Origin of the sequence: Janibacter sp. A1S7 (assembly GCF_037198315.1) — a bacterium.
GTDB lineage: Bacteria > Actinomycetota > Actinomycetes > Actinomycetales > Dermatophilaceae > Janibacter > Janibacter alittae.
Map to the genome: position 1 here is coordinate 2,994,130 of NZ_CP144913.1, position 14,485 is coordinate 3,008,614.

The 14,485-nt window shown below is 70.5% G+C and carries 11 protein-coding genes; 1 reads left to right on the forward strand and 10 read right to left on the reverse strand.

Annotated features, from left to right (window positions below):
* Positions 1-37 precede the first annotated feature (37 nt).
* Positions 38-1,471: a carboxyl transferase domain-containing protein gene (locus tag V1351_RS14485; RefSeq protein WP_338748899.1), complete on the forward strand. Its 1,434-nt coding sequence runs from the start codon at positions 38-40 to the stop codon at positions 1,469-1,471.
* Here V1351_RS14485 and V1351_RS14490 read toward each other — a convergent pair.
* The 10 genes from V1351_RS14490 to V1351_RS14535 all read right to left on the reverse strand — a co-directional run bounded on the left by V1351_RS14490 (position 1,458) and on the right by V1351_RS14535 (position 14,480).
* Complete coding sequence (locus V1351_RS14490) at positions 1,458-2,612, reverse strand: XdhC/CoxI family protein (RefSeq protein WP_338748900.1); 1,155 nt, start codon at positions 2,610-2,612, stop codon at positions 1,458-1,460. The genes V1351_RS14485 and V1351_RS14490 overlap by 14 nt on opposite strands.
* Positions 2,605-3,717 carry a vWA domain-containing protein gene (locus V1351_RS14495; protein ID WP_338748901.1) on the reverse strand — a complete coding sequence of 371 codons (1,113 nt, stop codon included), beginning with the start codon at positions 3,715-3,717 and terminating at the stop codon, positions 2,605-2,607. The genes V1351_RS14490 and V1351_RS14495 overlap by 8 nt, the downstream gene beginning before the upstream one ends.
* 7 nt (positions 3,718-3,724) lie before the next feature.
* A complete protein-coding gene (locus V1351_RS14500; RefSeq protein ID WP_338752561.1) occupies positions 3,725-4,576 on the reverse strand; it encodes an AAA family ATPase in 852 nt (283 codons plus the stop codon).
* 120 nt (positions 4,577-4,696) lie between these two features.
* Positions 4,697-5,905, reverse strand: coding sequence for a CaiB/BaiF CoA transferase family protein (locus V1351_RS14505; RefSeq protein WP_338748902.1), 1,209 nt, complete (start codon positions 5,903-5,905; stop codon positions 4,697-4,699).
* Positions 5,906-5,911: 6 nt separating this feature from the next.
* Positions 5,912-7,018: a ring-opening amidohydrolase gene (locus V1351_RS14510; RefSeq protein WP_338748903.1), complete on the reverse strand. Its 1,107-nt coding sequence runs from the start codon at positions 7,016-7,018 to the stop codon at positions 5,912-5,914.
* Between the two features lie 58 nt (positions 7,019-7,076).
* Positions 7,077-8,015 carry a carbamate kinase gene (locus V1351_RS14515; protein ID WP_338748904.1) on the reverse strand — a complete coding sequence of 313 codons (939 nt, stop codon included), beginning with the start codon at positions 8,013-8,015 and terminating at the stop codon, positions 7,077-7,079.
* A gap of 85 nt (positions 8,016-8,100) precedes the next feature.
* Positions 8,101-8,922 (reverse strand): SDR family oxidoreductase, encoded by an 822-nt coding sequence (locus V1351_RS14520; protein WP_338748905.1) that lies wholly within the window; start codon positions 8,920-8,922, stop codon positions 8,101-8,103.
* Entirely contained in the window at positions 8,919-10,859 is a 1,941-nt protein-coding gene (locus tag V1351_RS14525; protein ID WP_338748906.1) for a hydantoinase B/oxoprolinase family protein, read from the reverse strand. Before V1351_RS14525 ends, V1351_RS14520 begins: the two co-directional genes overlap by 4 nt.
* Positions 10,856-12,955, reverse strand: coding sequence for a hydantoinase/oxoprolinase family protein (locus tag V1351_RS14530; RefSeq protein ID WP_338748907.1), 2,100 nt, complete (start codon positions 12,953-12,955; stop codon positions 10,856-10,858). Before V1351_RS14530 ends, V1351_RS14525 begins: the two co-directional genes overlap by 4 nt.
* Positions 12,956-13,064: 109 nt before the next feature.
* Positions 13,065-14,480: an amidase gene (locus V1351_RS14535; protein ID WP_338748908.1), complete on the reverse strand. Its 1,416-nt coding sequence runs from the start codon at positions 14,478-14,480 to the stop codon at positions 13,065-13,067.
* Positions 14,481-14,485: the final 5 nt, after the last annotated feature.

The following is a 14,485-nucleotide window of genomic DNA, read 5'->3' on the forward strand; positions in this document are numbered from 1 at the left end:
CTGCCCCCGCAGGTCCGCCGTGGCTAGCCTCGCCAGCATGTCCTCTCGTCATCGCCTGTCCGTGCACGACCTGCTCGACCGGGTGTTCGATCCCGGGTCGTTCGACTCGTGGGACCGACCCATCGACATCAGTGGGCACCCGCAGGACTACCGGGCAACACTGCGCCGCGCCGCTGAACGGGCCGGAACCGATGAGTCGGTGGTCACCGGCAGCGCACGCGTGCACGGACGCCCGGTGGCCGTGATCGCCAACGAGTTCTCCTTCCTCGCCGGCTCGATCGGCGCTGCCGCCGCCGACCGGATCGTCCACGCCGTCCGACGGGCCACCGCCGAGGGACTGCCACTGGTGGCCTCCACGGCTTCCGGCGGTACCCGCATGCAGGAGGGCACCCCGGCCTTCGTGCACATGGTGACGATCTCGCGCGCCCTGATGGACCACCGGGACGCGGGCCTGCCCTACCTAGTGCACCTACGCCACCCCACCACCGGAGGAGTGCTTGCCTCGTGGGGATCACTGGGTCACATCACCGTGGCCGAGCCCGAGGCCCTGGTCGCCTTCCTCGGACCGAAGGTGTACGAACAGCTCGAAGGGCGACCCTTCCCCCCGGGGGTTCAGGTCGGCGAGAACCTGGTCCAGCACGGCATCATCGACGCCGTCGTCCCGACCGAGGACCTGCCGCGCCTGCTGGACCGCACCCTCGGCCTGCTGCTGGACCCACCGGCTCCCTCCACGCGCCGGGAGCGTCCGACACCGACGACCCGGCGCCGGTCCTCGTGGCAGTCCGTCGAGCTGACCCGCGAGCCGGATCGTCCCGGGGTGCGCGACCTGCTGCGCCACGGCAGCGATGCCATCGTGCGGCTGCAGGGCACCGACGAGGGCGAGCGTGACACCGCGATGCTCGTCGCGGTCGCCCGCATCGACGGGGTCGCCTGCGTCGTCATCGGCCAGGACCGGGCCCATCAGTCCCCGTCCTCGCCCATGGGCCCGGCGGCGCTGCGCGAGGCACGCCGCGGCATGAAGCTGGCCAACCAGCTGCGCCTGCCGCTCGTGTCCGTCATCGACACCCCGGGCGCAGAGCTGTCCCAGCGGGCCGAGGAGGGCGCCATCGCCGGCGAGATCGCCCGGTGCATCGCCGGCATGACGACGCTCACCGTCCCCAGCGTCTCGGTGCTGCTCGGTCAGGGCTGCGGGGGTGGCGCGCTCGCCCTCCTCCCGGCGGATGCCACGATCGCCGCCGAGAACGCCTGGCTCTCCCCGCTGCCCCCGGAGGGCGCCAGCGTCATCGTCCACGGTGACACCACGCACGCGCCGCAGATGGTCGAGCAGCAGAAGGTCTCCGCATTCGAGCTGATGGAGACCGGGACCGTCAGCCGGATCATCCCCGAGACGGCCACCGACACCCCCGAGGACTTCGCCGATGCCGTCGCCGCGTCGATCGGCGCACGCCTGCGCGAACTCAGTGGGGACTGACCGGCTCCTGCCGCCCCTCGGCGTGGATGTCGTGCCCGGTGCTGCGTAGCTCGCGGCCCGATCCGCCCCAGCGCAGGGCGATGATCTCGGCGGCGATGGCCACTGCGGTCTCCTCGGGGGTCCGCCCGCGCAGGTCGAGACCGATCGGGCTGTGGAAGCCTGCGAAGTGCTCCTCCCCCAGCCCGACCTCGCGCAGGCGCTCGAGCCGGTCCTCGTGCGTCCGGCGCGACCCCATCGCGCCGATGTAGAACGGCCGCTGCCGCCCTTCCAACCGCAGGGCGATGTCCAGCACCGGCACGTCGAACTTGGGGTCGTGCGTCAGGACGCACACCACCGAGCGGTTGTCGATGCGTCCGGCGTCGAGCTCCCGCTGCAGGTACCGGTGCGGCCAGGAGACGACCACCTCGTCCGCCTCCTTGAAACGCTCCCGGGTGGCGAAGAGCGGACGCGCATCGCACACCGTCACGTGGTACCCGATGAGCGCTCCCTGGCGGGCGACCGCCGCGGCGAAGTCGATCGCGCCGAAGACGATCATCCGCGGCCGGGGCTGGAAGGACGACACGAAGACCGACATGCCGCTGTCCATGCGCTGGCCCTCGGGCCCGTAGGCGAGGATCGCGTTCGTCCCTGCTGCCAGCAGGCCCTGGACGTCGTCGGCCACGGCATGGTCTGCGTGGTCATTGCCCAGGGTGCCCTCCGTCGTATCCGGACGTACCACCAGCCGACGACCCAGCCACGCCGGATCGGGGTGCTCGATCACCGTCGCCACCGCCACCGGACGCCCGTGCCGGATGTCCTCGGCGACGGTGCCGAACTGCGGGAAGGTCTCGCGACTGACCGGCTCGACGAAGACGTCGATGATCCCCCCGCAGGTCAGCCCGACCGCGAAGGCGTCGTCGTCGCTGAACCCGTAACGCTCCAGGACCGGCGTCCCGGTGGCCACGACCTCCTCGGACAGCTCGTAGACCGCGCCCTCGACGCAGCCGCCGGAGACCGACCCCGCAGCGCTGCCGTCCGGGAGCACGACCATGGCCGCTCCGGGCAGTCGGGGCGCCGAGCGGATCGTGTTCACCACGGTCGCCAGACCGGCCACGCCCCCTTCCTCCCACGCAGACACGACGTCGTCCAGAACATCACGCATCGCGCACCACCTCCATCAGTTCCGCGAACGCTGCCAACGAGTGGCCGGCAACCAGACCGTCGAGGAAGGGCATCGCCGCCTTGATGCCTCCCTGTACCGGAACATACCCCGGCTTGCCGCGGTGCGGGTTGGCCCAGACGATGGCGTGCGCCAGCAGTCGCAGGCGACCCACCTGCTCCCCCAGGAGCGTGGCGCCCCCGCGCTCCCACCCATCGCTGGCGATCACCACGACGGCGCCGCGGGCCACGCCACGCTGCCCCCACCGGTCCACGAAGGCCTGGAGCACCTCACCCAGCCGAGTGCCGCCGGACCAGTCCGGCACCAGGGACCCCACGCTCGCGAGCGCCTCCTCGGGGTCGGCCTGGCGCAGCGCCGGCGTCACGCGGGTCAGGCGGGTGCCGAGTGTGAAGACCTCGGTCGTGCGGGGCGCCGCGCCGACCATGCGATGGGCCAGGCGCAGCAGACTGTCGGCGTAGGGCTGCATCGAGCCCGAGACATCGATCAGGACGACCACGCGCCGGGGCCGCGACCGGCGCGACCGGCGACGCAGCGGACCCGGCTCACCCCCACGACGCAACTGGTCACGCACGGTCCTGGCGATGTCGATGTCGCCACGCCTGGCCGGGTAGCGACGTCGCGACCGTCGCTGGGGCCCGCGCGCATCGAGCCGCGCCAGCATGGCGTTGACCCGTCGCCGCTCCGCGGCGCTCAGTTCGGCCACGTCCCGGTGCCTCAGCTGCTCCACCGGTGAGGCGGTCGCCGCCACCGCGTCCTCCTGGGCGTCAGAGGAGCCGGAGTCGTTCTCGTCCTCGCCGAAGGCCTCCGCCGACGCGCGGACCTCGGTCGTCGGTGACCCTCTCCCACCATCGACGAGCTCGGCGACGAACCACGACCGGAAGACCCGGTCATAGGTGGGGATGTCATCCGGCTCGTCGCACAGCGTCGCCCGACCGGCCCAGTAGACGTCGTCCCGGGAGCCGGCGTCCAGCCGGCTGATGGCCTCGATGAAGTCCTGGGCCCGCCGGGTGCGCACCCCGGCAGCACGCAGCGCCCGCGTGAAACCGACGAACCCCGTGATCGGGTCGGCCGGCTGCTCGGGTGCCACGCCGACCTCAGTCGCTGATGATCTGGTCGAGCGCGGAGCGCACCCGCTCGGTGTCCTCGCGGTACTTGCACAGGGCGCCGATCGTGGCCGAGGCCGACTCCAGGTCCAGGTCGGCGCGACCGAGCTCGTGCAGGGCGCGCGCCCAGTCGAGTGTCTCCGCCACACCCGGGGGCTTCATCAGGGACCCCTCCGCGCGCAGTCGTTGCACCACGTGCACGACCCGCTCGGCGAGCCGCTCGCTCACCTGCGGCAGTCGGCTGCGGACGATCGCCGTCTCGCGCGCCAGATCAGGATGCTCGATCCAGTGGTAGAGGCAGCGACGCTTGAGCGCATCGTGCAGCTCCCGGGTCCGGTTCGAGGTCAGCACGACGATCGGGGGCTCCGTCGCCCGGACCGTCCCGATCTCGGGGATGGAGACCTGATACGTCGAGAGCACCTCGAGCAGGAAGGCCTCGAACTCGTCATCGGCACGGTCGATCTCGTCCACGAGCAGGACGGCGGGACTGCCGCGCAGGGCCTGCAGGATCGGTCGCGTCAGCAGGAAACGCTCGTCGAAGAGGGACTCCTCGGTGGCCCGCAGGTCACCCGCGGCGCCGACCGCCTCGACGGCGCGCAGGTGCAGGATCTGGCGGGTGAAGTCCCAGTCGTAGAGGGCCTGGGTGGCGTCGATCCCCTCGTAGCACTGCAGGCGGATCAGGGGCAGGTCGAACGACTGCGCCAGGGCCTCGGCGAGGGCCGTCTTGCCGGTACCCGGTTCGCCCTCCAGCAGCAGCGGCCGTTGCATGGCCACGGCGAGGTAGGCGATCGTCGAGACGCCCTCGTCGGCGAGGTACCCGACCTCGCCGAGCTGGGCACGCATGCTGGCGGCGCTGTCGGGGGTGGTCACGCGCTCATCCTAGGTGCGTGACCGTGCCTCCCGGCCGACGCCGCCACCCGCCGGTCCTCGTGACTGCTCATCAAGGAGCTCCCATCCACCCGGCTACCGGCCGGTGTCGTCCTCGGTCTCGGCCAACCAGGTCCGAATCGACTCGTTGTGCTGGCCCAGGGTCGGCGGGGCGATGTGCTCCCGTCGTGCCCCGGCGTAGTCGTTGTCGTCCAGCCGCAGGACGGGTCCGGGCAGCGCCAGGCGGCCCTTCGTCGCGTGGTCGACCTCGATCCGCAGGCCCTGGGACAGGGCCTGATCCCACTGGTAGACCTCATCGAGGGTGCGCACCTTGCCGGAGGGGACCCCGACGTCGGTGAGCACCTCGAGCCAGTGCTCGGCGCTCTCCTCGGCGAAGATCCCCTCGAGCAGGGCGATCAGCTCGTCCTTGTGTGCCACGCGGTCGCCGTTCGTGGCGAAGCGGGCCTCGGCCGGGTCGAGCCCGAGCGCCGGGGCGAACCGCTGCCACAGCGACTCGGAGCCACACGAGAGCTGAATCGGTGCCGTGGCGGTGTGGAACAACCCGTAGGGGGCGATGGACGGGTGGTGTGAACCGGACAGGCCCGGCACCTCGCCCCCGACGGTCCACCGGGTGCCCTGGAAGGCGTGGATGCCGACGACGCTCGCAATCAGCGAGGTGCGTACCACGCGGCCACGGCCGGTGCGCTCGCGCTCGTAGAGGGCGGCCACGGCCCCGTAGGCACCGTTCATGCCCGCCAGCAGGTCGGCGATCGGCACGCCGACCTTCGTCGGCTCGTCGATCCCGGTCAGGCTCATCAGCCCGGCCTCACCCTGGGCGATCTGGTCGTAACCCGCCCGGGTGGCCTCGGGCCCGTCATGACCGAAGCCGGTGATGGACAGGATGACCAACCGGGGGTTGAGCTCGTGCAGGTGCTCGACGCTGAATCCCAGCCGGGCCAGCACACCGACCCGGAAGTTCTCCATCAGCACATCGGCCCGGCGCACCAGCCGGGTCATCACCTCGCGGTCGTCCTCGTCCTTGAGGTCGAGGGTGATCGACTCCTTGTTGCGGTTGGCCGACATGAAGTAGGTGGACTCGCGGTCCTCCCCCTCGCCGAGGAAGGGAGGGCCCCAGCCGCGGCTGTCGTCGCCGGTGGGGCTCTCGATCTTGATGACCCGGGCGCCCATGTCGCCGAGCATCATGCCCGCGTGGGGGCCGGCGAGCGCCCGGGTCATGTCCAGGACCAGGGTCCCGGACAGTGGCCCGGCGCCCGCCGACGCCGCGGTGACGTCGCCGTCAGTCACGCGCAATCAGCCCATGTCCACGATCGCCGCGACGGGCCCGCCACCCTCGGGGCCCTGGTGGGCTGCGGAGACCGAGACGAAGACGGCCGGGTCGCCGGTCACCGCGGCGGTGACCCCACCGACGGCAGCCTTGATCTGGCGGTGCCAGTGGACGTCCGAGTCGTCGAGCATCGCGTTGCGGCGACCTCGCACGTGTCCGTCCTGGCTGGTCTCGCACTTGAGGAAGACATTGACCAAACGGTCATCAAGGTCCGAGGGGTGCGGCCGCTCCGGGAGCTCCAGACCGGCGTCCCGGATCGCCTCCCAGATGCCGTCGGCGTCGAGGGCGTCGTCCATCACGGAGTGGCCGATGCGGTAGTTGCCACCGATGCCGCGGGCGTTGCCGACGACGACGACCTGGGCGCGGTCCAGCTCCACACCGGAGGAGCAGGAGGCCACCGCGGAGTAGAGGTCACGGTTCTCCAGCACGTCGGCGTCCGTCGGCATCTCGATCTCACCGAGCGCGACGGCGATGCCCAACGCGGTCACGCCGTTGGACAGGTCCATCGACTTCAGCGTGTCGTCGGTCCAGACGCTCTTGCCACGGCTCTTGGCATCGCGGATGGTGTCGATCGTCAGCAACGGCGTCTTGGTCTGGACGTAGTGGACGTCGGCCGGATCGGTGATGCCGGCCCGCTCCATCGCGTCCTTGACCGCCACCGCGACCTTCTCGATCATCGGCGTGCGCCCGATCTCCTCCGGCAACAGCTGGTCGCTCATGGCGAAGCCCACGGACAGGCGCGGCTCGTCCGTGGCCGTGGTCTTCTCCTCGGGCAGGGTGGCGAAGATGGTCGCGTGGGGGCTGATGACGCCGTCGGTGCCACCGGACCAGACGATCGGGATCTGGCGCACCTCCTCCTCGGAGCGGGTGCCCTTGTCCTGGATCACCTCACGGAAGGCACGGTCGGCGATGATGCGGGTGTAGTCGTTGACTCCGCCGTTGCCCTCGGTCTTGCCGATGATGGCGATGACGCGGTCGGCCTCCATGACGCCGCCGTCGATGAGCGTGGCCAGCTCACTGGCGTCGGCCACGGAGTGGATCGGGACCTTGCGGACTTCGATTGCAGATGGCATTGGCATGTCCTTCCGTTGTACTGGCTGGATCGGTGGTGGTGCGGGTGCGGACTGTTGCTCACCGGGCGGGCACGACACGCGTACCGGCCCGGGACTCGATGGCAGCGGTGATGCGGTCGAGCGAGGTGATCACGCCCGTCCCCGTGCCGGACTCGGCGAAGGTGGTCACGGCCTCGACCTTGGGTCCCATGGACCCGGCGGCGAAACCCTGCTCGGCGGCGATGGTGCGCATCTCCTCGGTGGTGACCTCGTCGATCGGGTGCGCCGACGGGGCCCCCCAGTCGGCGACGACCGCGTCGACGTCGGTGGCGATGACGAGATAGTCGGCCGCCACCTGCTGGGCGATGAGGGCTGCGGTCAGGTCCTTGTCGATGACCGCTTCGACCCCGACGTAGGCGCCGTCGGAGTCCTTGATCGTGGGGATGCCGCCGCCGCCGGAGCAGACGACGACGTAACCGGCGCTCATCAGCGCGTCTGCGGTCGGCCCGTCGAGGCACTCCACCGGAGAGGGCGAGGCCACGACGCGGCGCCAGCCACGGTCCTCGACCTCGATGAACTGCTGCCCCTGGGCCATCAGCGGACGGGCGTCCGCCTCGGTGAGGTACCGCCCGATGGGCTTGGTGGGCTCCACGAAGTGCTCGTCCTGCGCATCCACCAGGGTGCGCGAGACCAGTGCGGCGCTGCGCCGGTCGACACCTCGGGCAGCGAACGCCTCGTCGAGGGCGTTCAGCAGGAGCATGCCGATCGTCGCCTGCGTCTGGGCGCCGCACCAGTCCAACGGCACGGGTGGCACGTGCCCCGCCGTGAGCTCGTTCTTCACGAGCAGGTTGCCGACCTGGGGGCCGTTGCCGTGGGTGAGCAGCACCTCGTGGCCGGCCGCCACGAGGTCGACGATGGGACCGGCGGCGCGCCGGATCGCATCCCGTTGGTCGCCGGGCCGGGCACTGCCGTCCTCGGCGGTCATGGCGTTTCCGCCCAGAGCAATCACGAAGCGCATGTGATGCACCTTACGAGTCGACCGGATGGGCCCGCATGGTCAACAGATGCCGAGTTCGCGGCTGTGGGAGGCAGGTGTTGCCAAGTCACTCACGGTGATGCCCGGGGCCGGGGTCCAGCTCTCGAGCCAGCACCTCGCGCACGTCGCGCGGCGGCCGACCCAGCAGGCCGGACAGGGTCCGGGGACGCGCGGGCAGGCCGTAGCGGTCGTAGTAGGCGAACATCGCCAGGAGCCACTCCTGCTCCCGCGGGTCGAGACCGGCCCCGGCACCTGCCGCCCATGCCCAGGCACCGATCCGTCGCGCCCGCACCGGCCGGGACAGCACCTCCTGCGCGATCGCAGCCACGTCACGCATACCCACCAGATCGGGGCCGCCCAGCTCGTAGGTGGCGCCGATGTGCTCGGCCCGGGTGAGCACGGTGGCCGCCGCCTGCGCCACGTCCGCGACATCGACCAGGCCGAAGGGGGCATCGAGGTCGTAGGCGACGTCGATCCCGGGGTCCTCCCCCTGCAGACCGGGGATGACGTTCTGCACGTAGGCGCAGGGCTGCAGGATCGTCCAGTCGGTCCCGCTGCGGCGGACGAGGTCCTCCGCCACGGCCTTGTTCACGTGATGGGGCATCAGCGGCGCGTAGGGAGCGGCCACGGAGTGGTAGACCACCCGGGTCACACCCGCGGACCGCGCGGCGGCGAGTACCTCTCGCACGAGGTCGGGCTCGTCCGGGGCCATGTTGGGCGCCATGAGGTAGACCGCCCGGCACCCCCGCAGGTCCGTGCCCGGGTCGGCTCGCTCGGCACGGCCCAGGGCTCGGGCTCCGACCCCGAGGTCGGCGAGCGCCGAGACCACCGCCGTGCCGGTCTTGCCCCGGCCACTGATGACGGCGATCTCGGCGCTCGGGGCCCTCACAGCCAGTCGACGTCCGCGCTGAGGCTGCCGCCGCTGAGTCGCTCGTACCCGGGGCCCCGGTCGAAGAAGGGCTCCTCGGCACGCGCGTCGCGGATCCGCTGCCGCTCGGCCGTGGTGGCCGCGGCGTCGTGCGCCAGGTCGTCCGTGTCGACCGCACCGGTGAGGACGACACCGTAGTCGCGCAGGGCGGCCTCCGTGGAGACCTTCGCCCAGGTCACGTCCCGGACCACGAGCTCGGGGTCGCGGTCGAGCGGGTCGCCCCATCCGCCTCCGCCGGTGGTGCGGATGCAGATCGTCTCGCCGGCTGCCACGAACTCGTCGTCGGCGAGCGCGTCGACGCGACGCTCCTGCGGGGTGTCGATGTTGATGATCACCTCGAAGGGGGAGCCGGCCTTGCCGCCCTTGACTCCCCAGCACGCGAGGATCGAGCGGTCGGCGATGGACATGAAGTGCGCGTCCTTGAGCATCCGCAGACGCTTCTCGTACCCCAGCCCACCGCGGAACTGGCCCGCTCCGCCGGAGTCGAGGGCCAGACCGAGGCTCTCCACGATGAACGGGAAGCGCGACTCGGTGAACTCGGTCGGCAGGTTCCGCGAGTCCGGCACCACGTGGATGGTGTCCTCGCCGTCGGCATAGTAACGACCACCGGAGCCGCCGCCGAGCACCTCGCGCATCAGGTACGAGCGCCCCTGGAGGTCCTCGCCGTAGACGCCGGTGTACCGGATCGTCTCCTGGTCCGCCGGCATCCGCCCGTCGACCGCCTTGGCGATCACCCCGGACAGCACCCCGAGCAGGCGCAGGATGACGAAGGTGCGGGCATTCGTCGGCGCCGGGAACTCGGGCGTGAGCAGGGTGCCCTTCGGGGGGAAGCGCATCTCGATCAGCGGCACGATGCCCTCGTTGACGTCGAGCTCGGCCATGCGCTCGGGCGTCTGCGCCAGGTTGCGCAGGATCGGGGCCAGCCACTTCTTCAGGAAGACGCCGTCGGAGTAGTCACCGCAGTGGTTGATCGGCCCCTTGGCCTGCGGGGACGTGCCGGCGAAGTCGAAGATCAGCCGTTCACCGTCGGGGTCGCTGGCCGGGGTCTTGGTCAGCGTGATCCGCTGCGTGTGCAGCTTCGGCTCGTCGACCCCGTCGTGCTCGGCGTAGTCCTCCCACGTCCAGGTGCCCACGGGGATCTGGCTGAGGATCTCCCGGCGGTAGGTCCGGGTGGTGTTGTCGATGATGGCGTCGAAGGCCTCCTCGACAGGGCCACGGCCGTACCGGTCGAAGAGCTCCCCGAGTCGCTGCGCACCCATGAGGCAGGCGGAGCACTCGGCGTCGAGGTCGGCTGCGAGGGCCTCGGGCGTGCGGGAGTTGCGGGTCATGATCCGCAGCGCCGACTGCACGGGGACCCCGGCGTCCCAGAGCTTGATGGGGGGAACCATCAACCCCTCCTCGTAGACGCTCGTGGCGCCACTGGGCATCGAGCCGGGCACGGCGCCACCGATGTCGTCGTGGTGACCGAAGGCCTGGACGAAGGCGACCACCTCGGACTCGCCGGTCTCCGGTGAGGTGTGGAAGACGGGCACCGTGACGCACAGGTCCGGAAGGTGACCGATGCCCCCTTCGGACTCGTAGACGTCGTTGTGGAAGAAGACGTCGCCCGGGACCATCGTCTCCAGCGGGAAGTCACGCGCCACGGGGTGGACGAGCGCGCTGTACGAGCGGCCCGTGAGCTTGCGCATCAGCCGGTCGTGGATGCCGGCGCGGAAGTCGTGGGCGTCGCGGATCATCGGGGACCGGGAGGTGCGTCCGATGGCCGTCTCCACCTCCATCTCGACCGCGGCCAGGCTGCCCTGGACGATCTCGACCAGGACCGGGTCGGCACCCGCCCCGGCGTCGGGGGTCAGCGAGTCGAACGGGAAGTCGGTGGGGGCAAGCCTCGAGGTGGTCATGAGTCGGCTCCTTCACGGGTGACGATGATGTTGCGGTATTCGTCGACGCGCACGGCGAATCCGGGGTGGATCGGGACGGTGGAACCGAACTCCTCGATGATGGCCGGCCCGGTCAGACGCGTTCCGGGCACGAGGTCCTCGCGCCAGTGGACGGGGGTCTCGACACGACCGAGCTCGGCGTCGAAGCAGACCTGGCGACGGGAGGTCGGCTCGGGTCGCGGGTCCTGCTGCAGGGCCTCCGGGGTGAGTTCCGGGCGCTGGATCGGGCCGATGCCCGAGACCCGCAGGTTGACCCACTCGACCTGCTGGTCGGGGTTGCCGTCGAAGTCGTAGCCGTAGAGCGCCCGGTGCTCGTCGTGGAAGCGCTGGGCCACCGCGTCGACCAGCTCCTGGGTGATGGGCCCGTCGTCGACGGACACCCGGACCTCGAAGGCCTGACCGAAGTAGCGCAGGTCCGCCGTGCGGACGAGCTGGTGGGTCTCGGGGTCGAAGCCCTCACGGTTCAAGGCGTCGATCGCGCGCTCGCCGAGTTCGTCGTAGATCCTCGCCAACCGGTCGGTCTCGAGGGCCTCGTGCAAGGTGACCGACGTCTGGACGTAGTCGTTCTTCACGTCCACGGTCAGCAGGCCGAACGCGGAGAGGTTGCCGGGGTTGAGCGGGACGAGGACCGTGGAGATGTCCAGGATGTCCATCAGCCGGCACAGCAGCAGGGAGCCGGAGCCGCCGAAGGTGGTCAGGGTGAAGTCGCGCACGTCGAGACCACGCTTGACGGTGATCTGCCGCAGTGCGTTGGCCTGGTTCCACGCCGAGATCTCCAGGATCCCGGTGGCGCACTGCTCGACCGTCATGCCGAGCTGACCGGCCAGTTCCTCCAGCGCCGTGCGGGCGCTGTCGACGTCCAGTGCGATCTCACCACCGAGCAGGTGGGCCGGGATGCGACCCAGGACGACGTGGGCGTCGGTGATCGTGACCTCGGTGCCCCCGTTGCCGTAGCAGACCGGGCCGGGATCGGCGCCGGCCGAGGCGGGACCGACCTTGAGGGTGCCCTCCGGTGACAGCGCGGCGATGGACCCGCCACCGGCGCCGACGGTGACGACGTCGATCATCGGGATCTTGCTCGGGAAGACGCCGACGGAGCCCTCCGTGGTCAACGTGGGCTCACCGTCGATGACGACCGAGACGTCGGTGGAGGTACCGCCGCCGTCACAGCCGAGGATGCGGTCGAAGCCGGCGATCTCACCGATCATGGCCGCGCCGAGCGCGCCGGCGGCCGGACCGGAGAGCACGGTCGTGATCGGCTGGTGCACGACCTCGTCGGCGCTGAGCACGCCACCGTTGGACTTCATGACGTAGAAGGGGACCTCGCGCTGGGCGGACTCCGAGGTCATCTCGCGCAGCCGGTTCTTGATGTTGTCCACGTATCGCGAGAGCTTCGGCTTCACCGCGGCGTCGACGAGCGTGGTCATGGACCGCTCGTACTCGCGGTACTCGCGCAGCACCTCCGAGGAGACCGAGATGATCGCCTCGGGGTGCTCCTCGGCGAGGATCTCGCGCATCCGCTGCTCGTGGGCGGGGTTGGCGTAGGAGTGCATGAGGCAGACGCCGAGGGTGTTGACCTCGTGGGTGCGGAACCAGCGCGCGATCCCGCGGGCCTGCTCCTCGTCGAAGGGCTCGATCTCCTTCCCGGTGAAGTCCAACCGTCCGGAGACCCCCTTGACCAGGTGCCGCGGGACGATGCGCTCCTCCTTCACCCAGAAGTAGGAGTTGCCGTACCCGTCGGGCACGGACTGGCGCGCGATCTCCAGCACCGACTCGTACCCGGTGTTGGTGATGAACCCCATCCGCTCGATCTTGCCCTCGAGCAGCTGGTTCGTGGCGACGGTGGTGCCGTGGCTGATGGCACTCAGCGTGTCCACGCTCAGGTCCAGCATCTGCAGGACCTTGGCGATGCCGGCCAAGAAGCCGTCCGCGGGATCACCGGGTGTCGATGGGGTCTTGGTCGTGACCGTCAGCCCGGTGGACTCGTCGAAGGCGACGACGTCCGTGAACGTCCCACCCGTGTCGATCCCGATCCTGACGTGGCTTTCCTGTGGCACCTGTGCAGCCTCCTGGTTGTCGTTGCCGTCACATCCCATCGCGCTGGAGGCGCATCATCCATGGCGACACATGATGACGAAAGGTCGTTCCGTTGGCAGAGTACGCCAGTCAGAGGGCGGGGTGACGCCGCCCGATCAGGGTCAGCTGCTCGTAGGCGTGGGCGATGGACAACAACCGCCGCTCGCTGTTGGCAGGTGTCACGATCTGCAGACCGACCGGCCACCCCTGCCGGGTGAATCCGGCCGGGACCGACATCGCCGGGCACCCGGTGACCGTGATCAGGTACGCCGAGCGCATCCAGTCCAGATAGGTCTGCTGGACCTGCCCGTTGATGTCGGCCGGATACTCCTGATCGGCGGGGAAGGGGGGCACCTGGCTGACCGGCAGCACCAGGGCGTCGTAGTCGGCGAAGAAGGTGCGCATCCGCTCGGCCAGCAGCGACCGTTGCCGGTACCCCCGGGCGATGTCGGCACCGGTGAGAGTCTCCCCCGCCCGGATGTTGTCGGCCAGGGACGCCTTGAACTGGTCGGGGTGCTCGGCCAGCAGGCCACCGTAGGAGGCGTGGAAGTGCCAGGCCCGCAGGGTGCGGAAGGTGTCCTCGGCCTCACTGAGGTCGGGCGCGGCATCGGTGACCCGGGAGCCGACACCCTCGAAGATCGCTGCCTGGGCGCGAATGATCGAGGCCACGTCCGCGTCCACCTCGAAGGCACCGCCCAGATCGATCGACAGGGCGATCCGCAGGTCCTTCAGGTCCAGTGGGTCGATCAGGTCGAAGGTCTCCCCCGGCACCTGCTGGGAGAGGGGGACACGATCGGTGGGACCGGCCTGCACCGAGAGCAACAACGCCAGGTCGTCGACGCTGCGGGCCAACGGGCCCTGGACCGAGATCGCCTCCCAGTGGTTGGGGTTGGGCCACTGCGGCACCCGCTGGAAGGAGGGGCGCATGCCCACGACGTTGCAGAACGAGGCGGGGTTGCGCAGGGAGCCGCCCATGTCGCTGCCGTCCGCCAGCGGCACCATCCCGCTGGCCAGCGCCGCGGCCGAGCCGCCGCTGGAGCCCCCGGCCGAGCGGCCGAGGTCGTAGGGGTTGTACGTCGTGCCGAAGATCGGGTTGAAGGTGTGCGAACCGGACGCGAACTCGGGGGTGTTGGTCTTGGCGACCGTGATCGCGCCCGCGGCACGGGCTCGCTGGACCACCAGCTCGTCGTGCTCCGGGATGTGGTCGGCTCGCACCGGGGAGCCGGAGGTGGAGCGCCACCCACCGACCTCGTGGGTGTCCTTGACGGCGTAGGGGAGCCCGTGCAGGGGCCCGACGGGCTCTCCCCGGGCCAGCCGCTCATCGGCCCGATGTGCCTCGGCACGGGCCCGCTCCGGGTCGAGGCTGACGAGGGCGTTGACCTGCGGGTTCGTCCGCTCGATGCGCTCGAGGTGCAGGTCGAGCAGCTCCCGGGCGGAGATCGACTTCTCCCGCACGGCGTCGCGCATCGTCCGTGCGCTGGAGTAGTGGTCGATGGATTGACTCACGGCCG

Bases quoted from the DNA above. Each gene is read 5' to 3' on its own strand.
- V1351_RS14500 (WP_338752561.1), bottom strand. From the start codon at position 4,576: ATGCGTGCCCAGCTCGGCGAGGTCGGGTACCTCGCCGACGAGGGCGTC.
- V1351_RS14510 (WP_338748903.1), bottom strand. From the start codon at position 7,018: ATGCCATCTGCAATCGAAGTCCGCAAGGTCCCGATCCACTCCGTGGCC.
- V1351_RS14525 (WP_338748906.1), bottom strand. From the start codon at position 10,859: ATGACCACCTCGAGGCTTGCCCCCACCGACTTCCCGTTCGACTCGCTG.
- V1351_RS14515 (WP_338748904.1), bottom strand. From the start codon at position 8,015: ATGCGCTTCGTGATTGCTCTGGGCGGAAACGCCATGACCGCCGAGGAC.
- V1351_RS14490 (WP_338748900.1), bottom strand. From the start codon at position 2,612: ATGCGTGATGTTCTGGACGACGTCGTGTCTGCGTGGGAGGAAGGGGGC.
- V1351_RS14485 (WP_338748899.1), top strand. From the start codon at position 38: ATGTCCTCTCGTCATCGCCTGTCCGTGCACGACCTGCTCGACCGGGTG.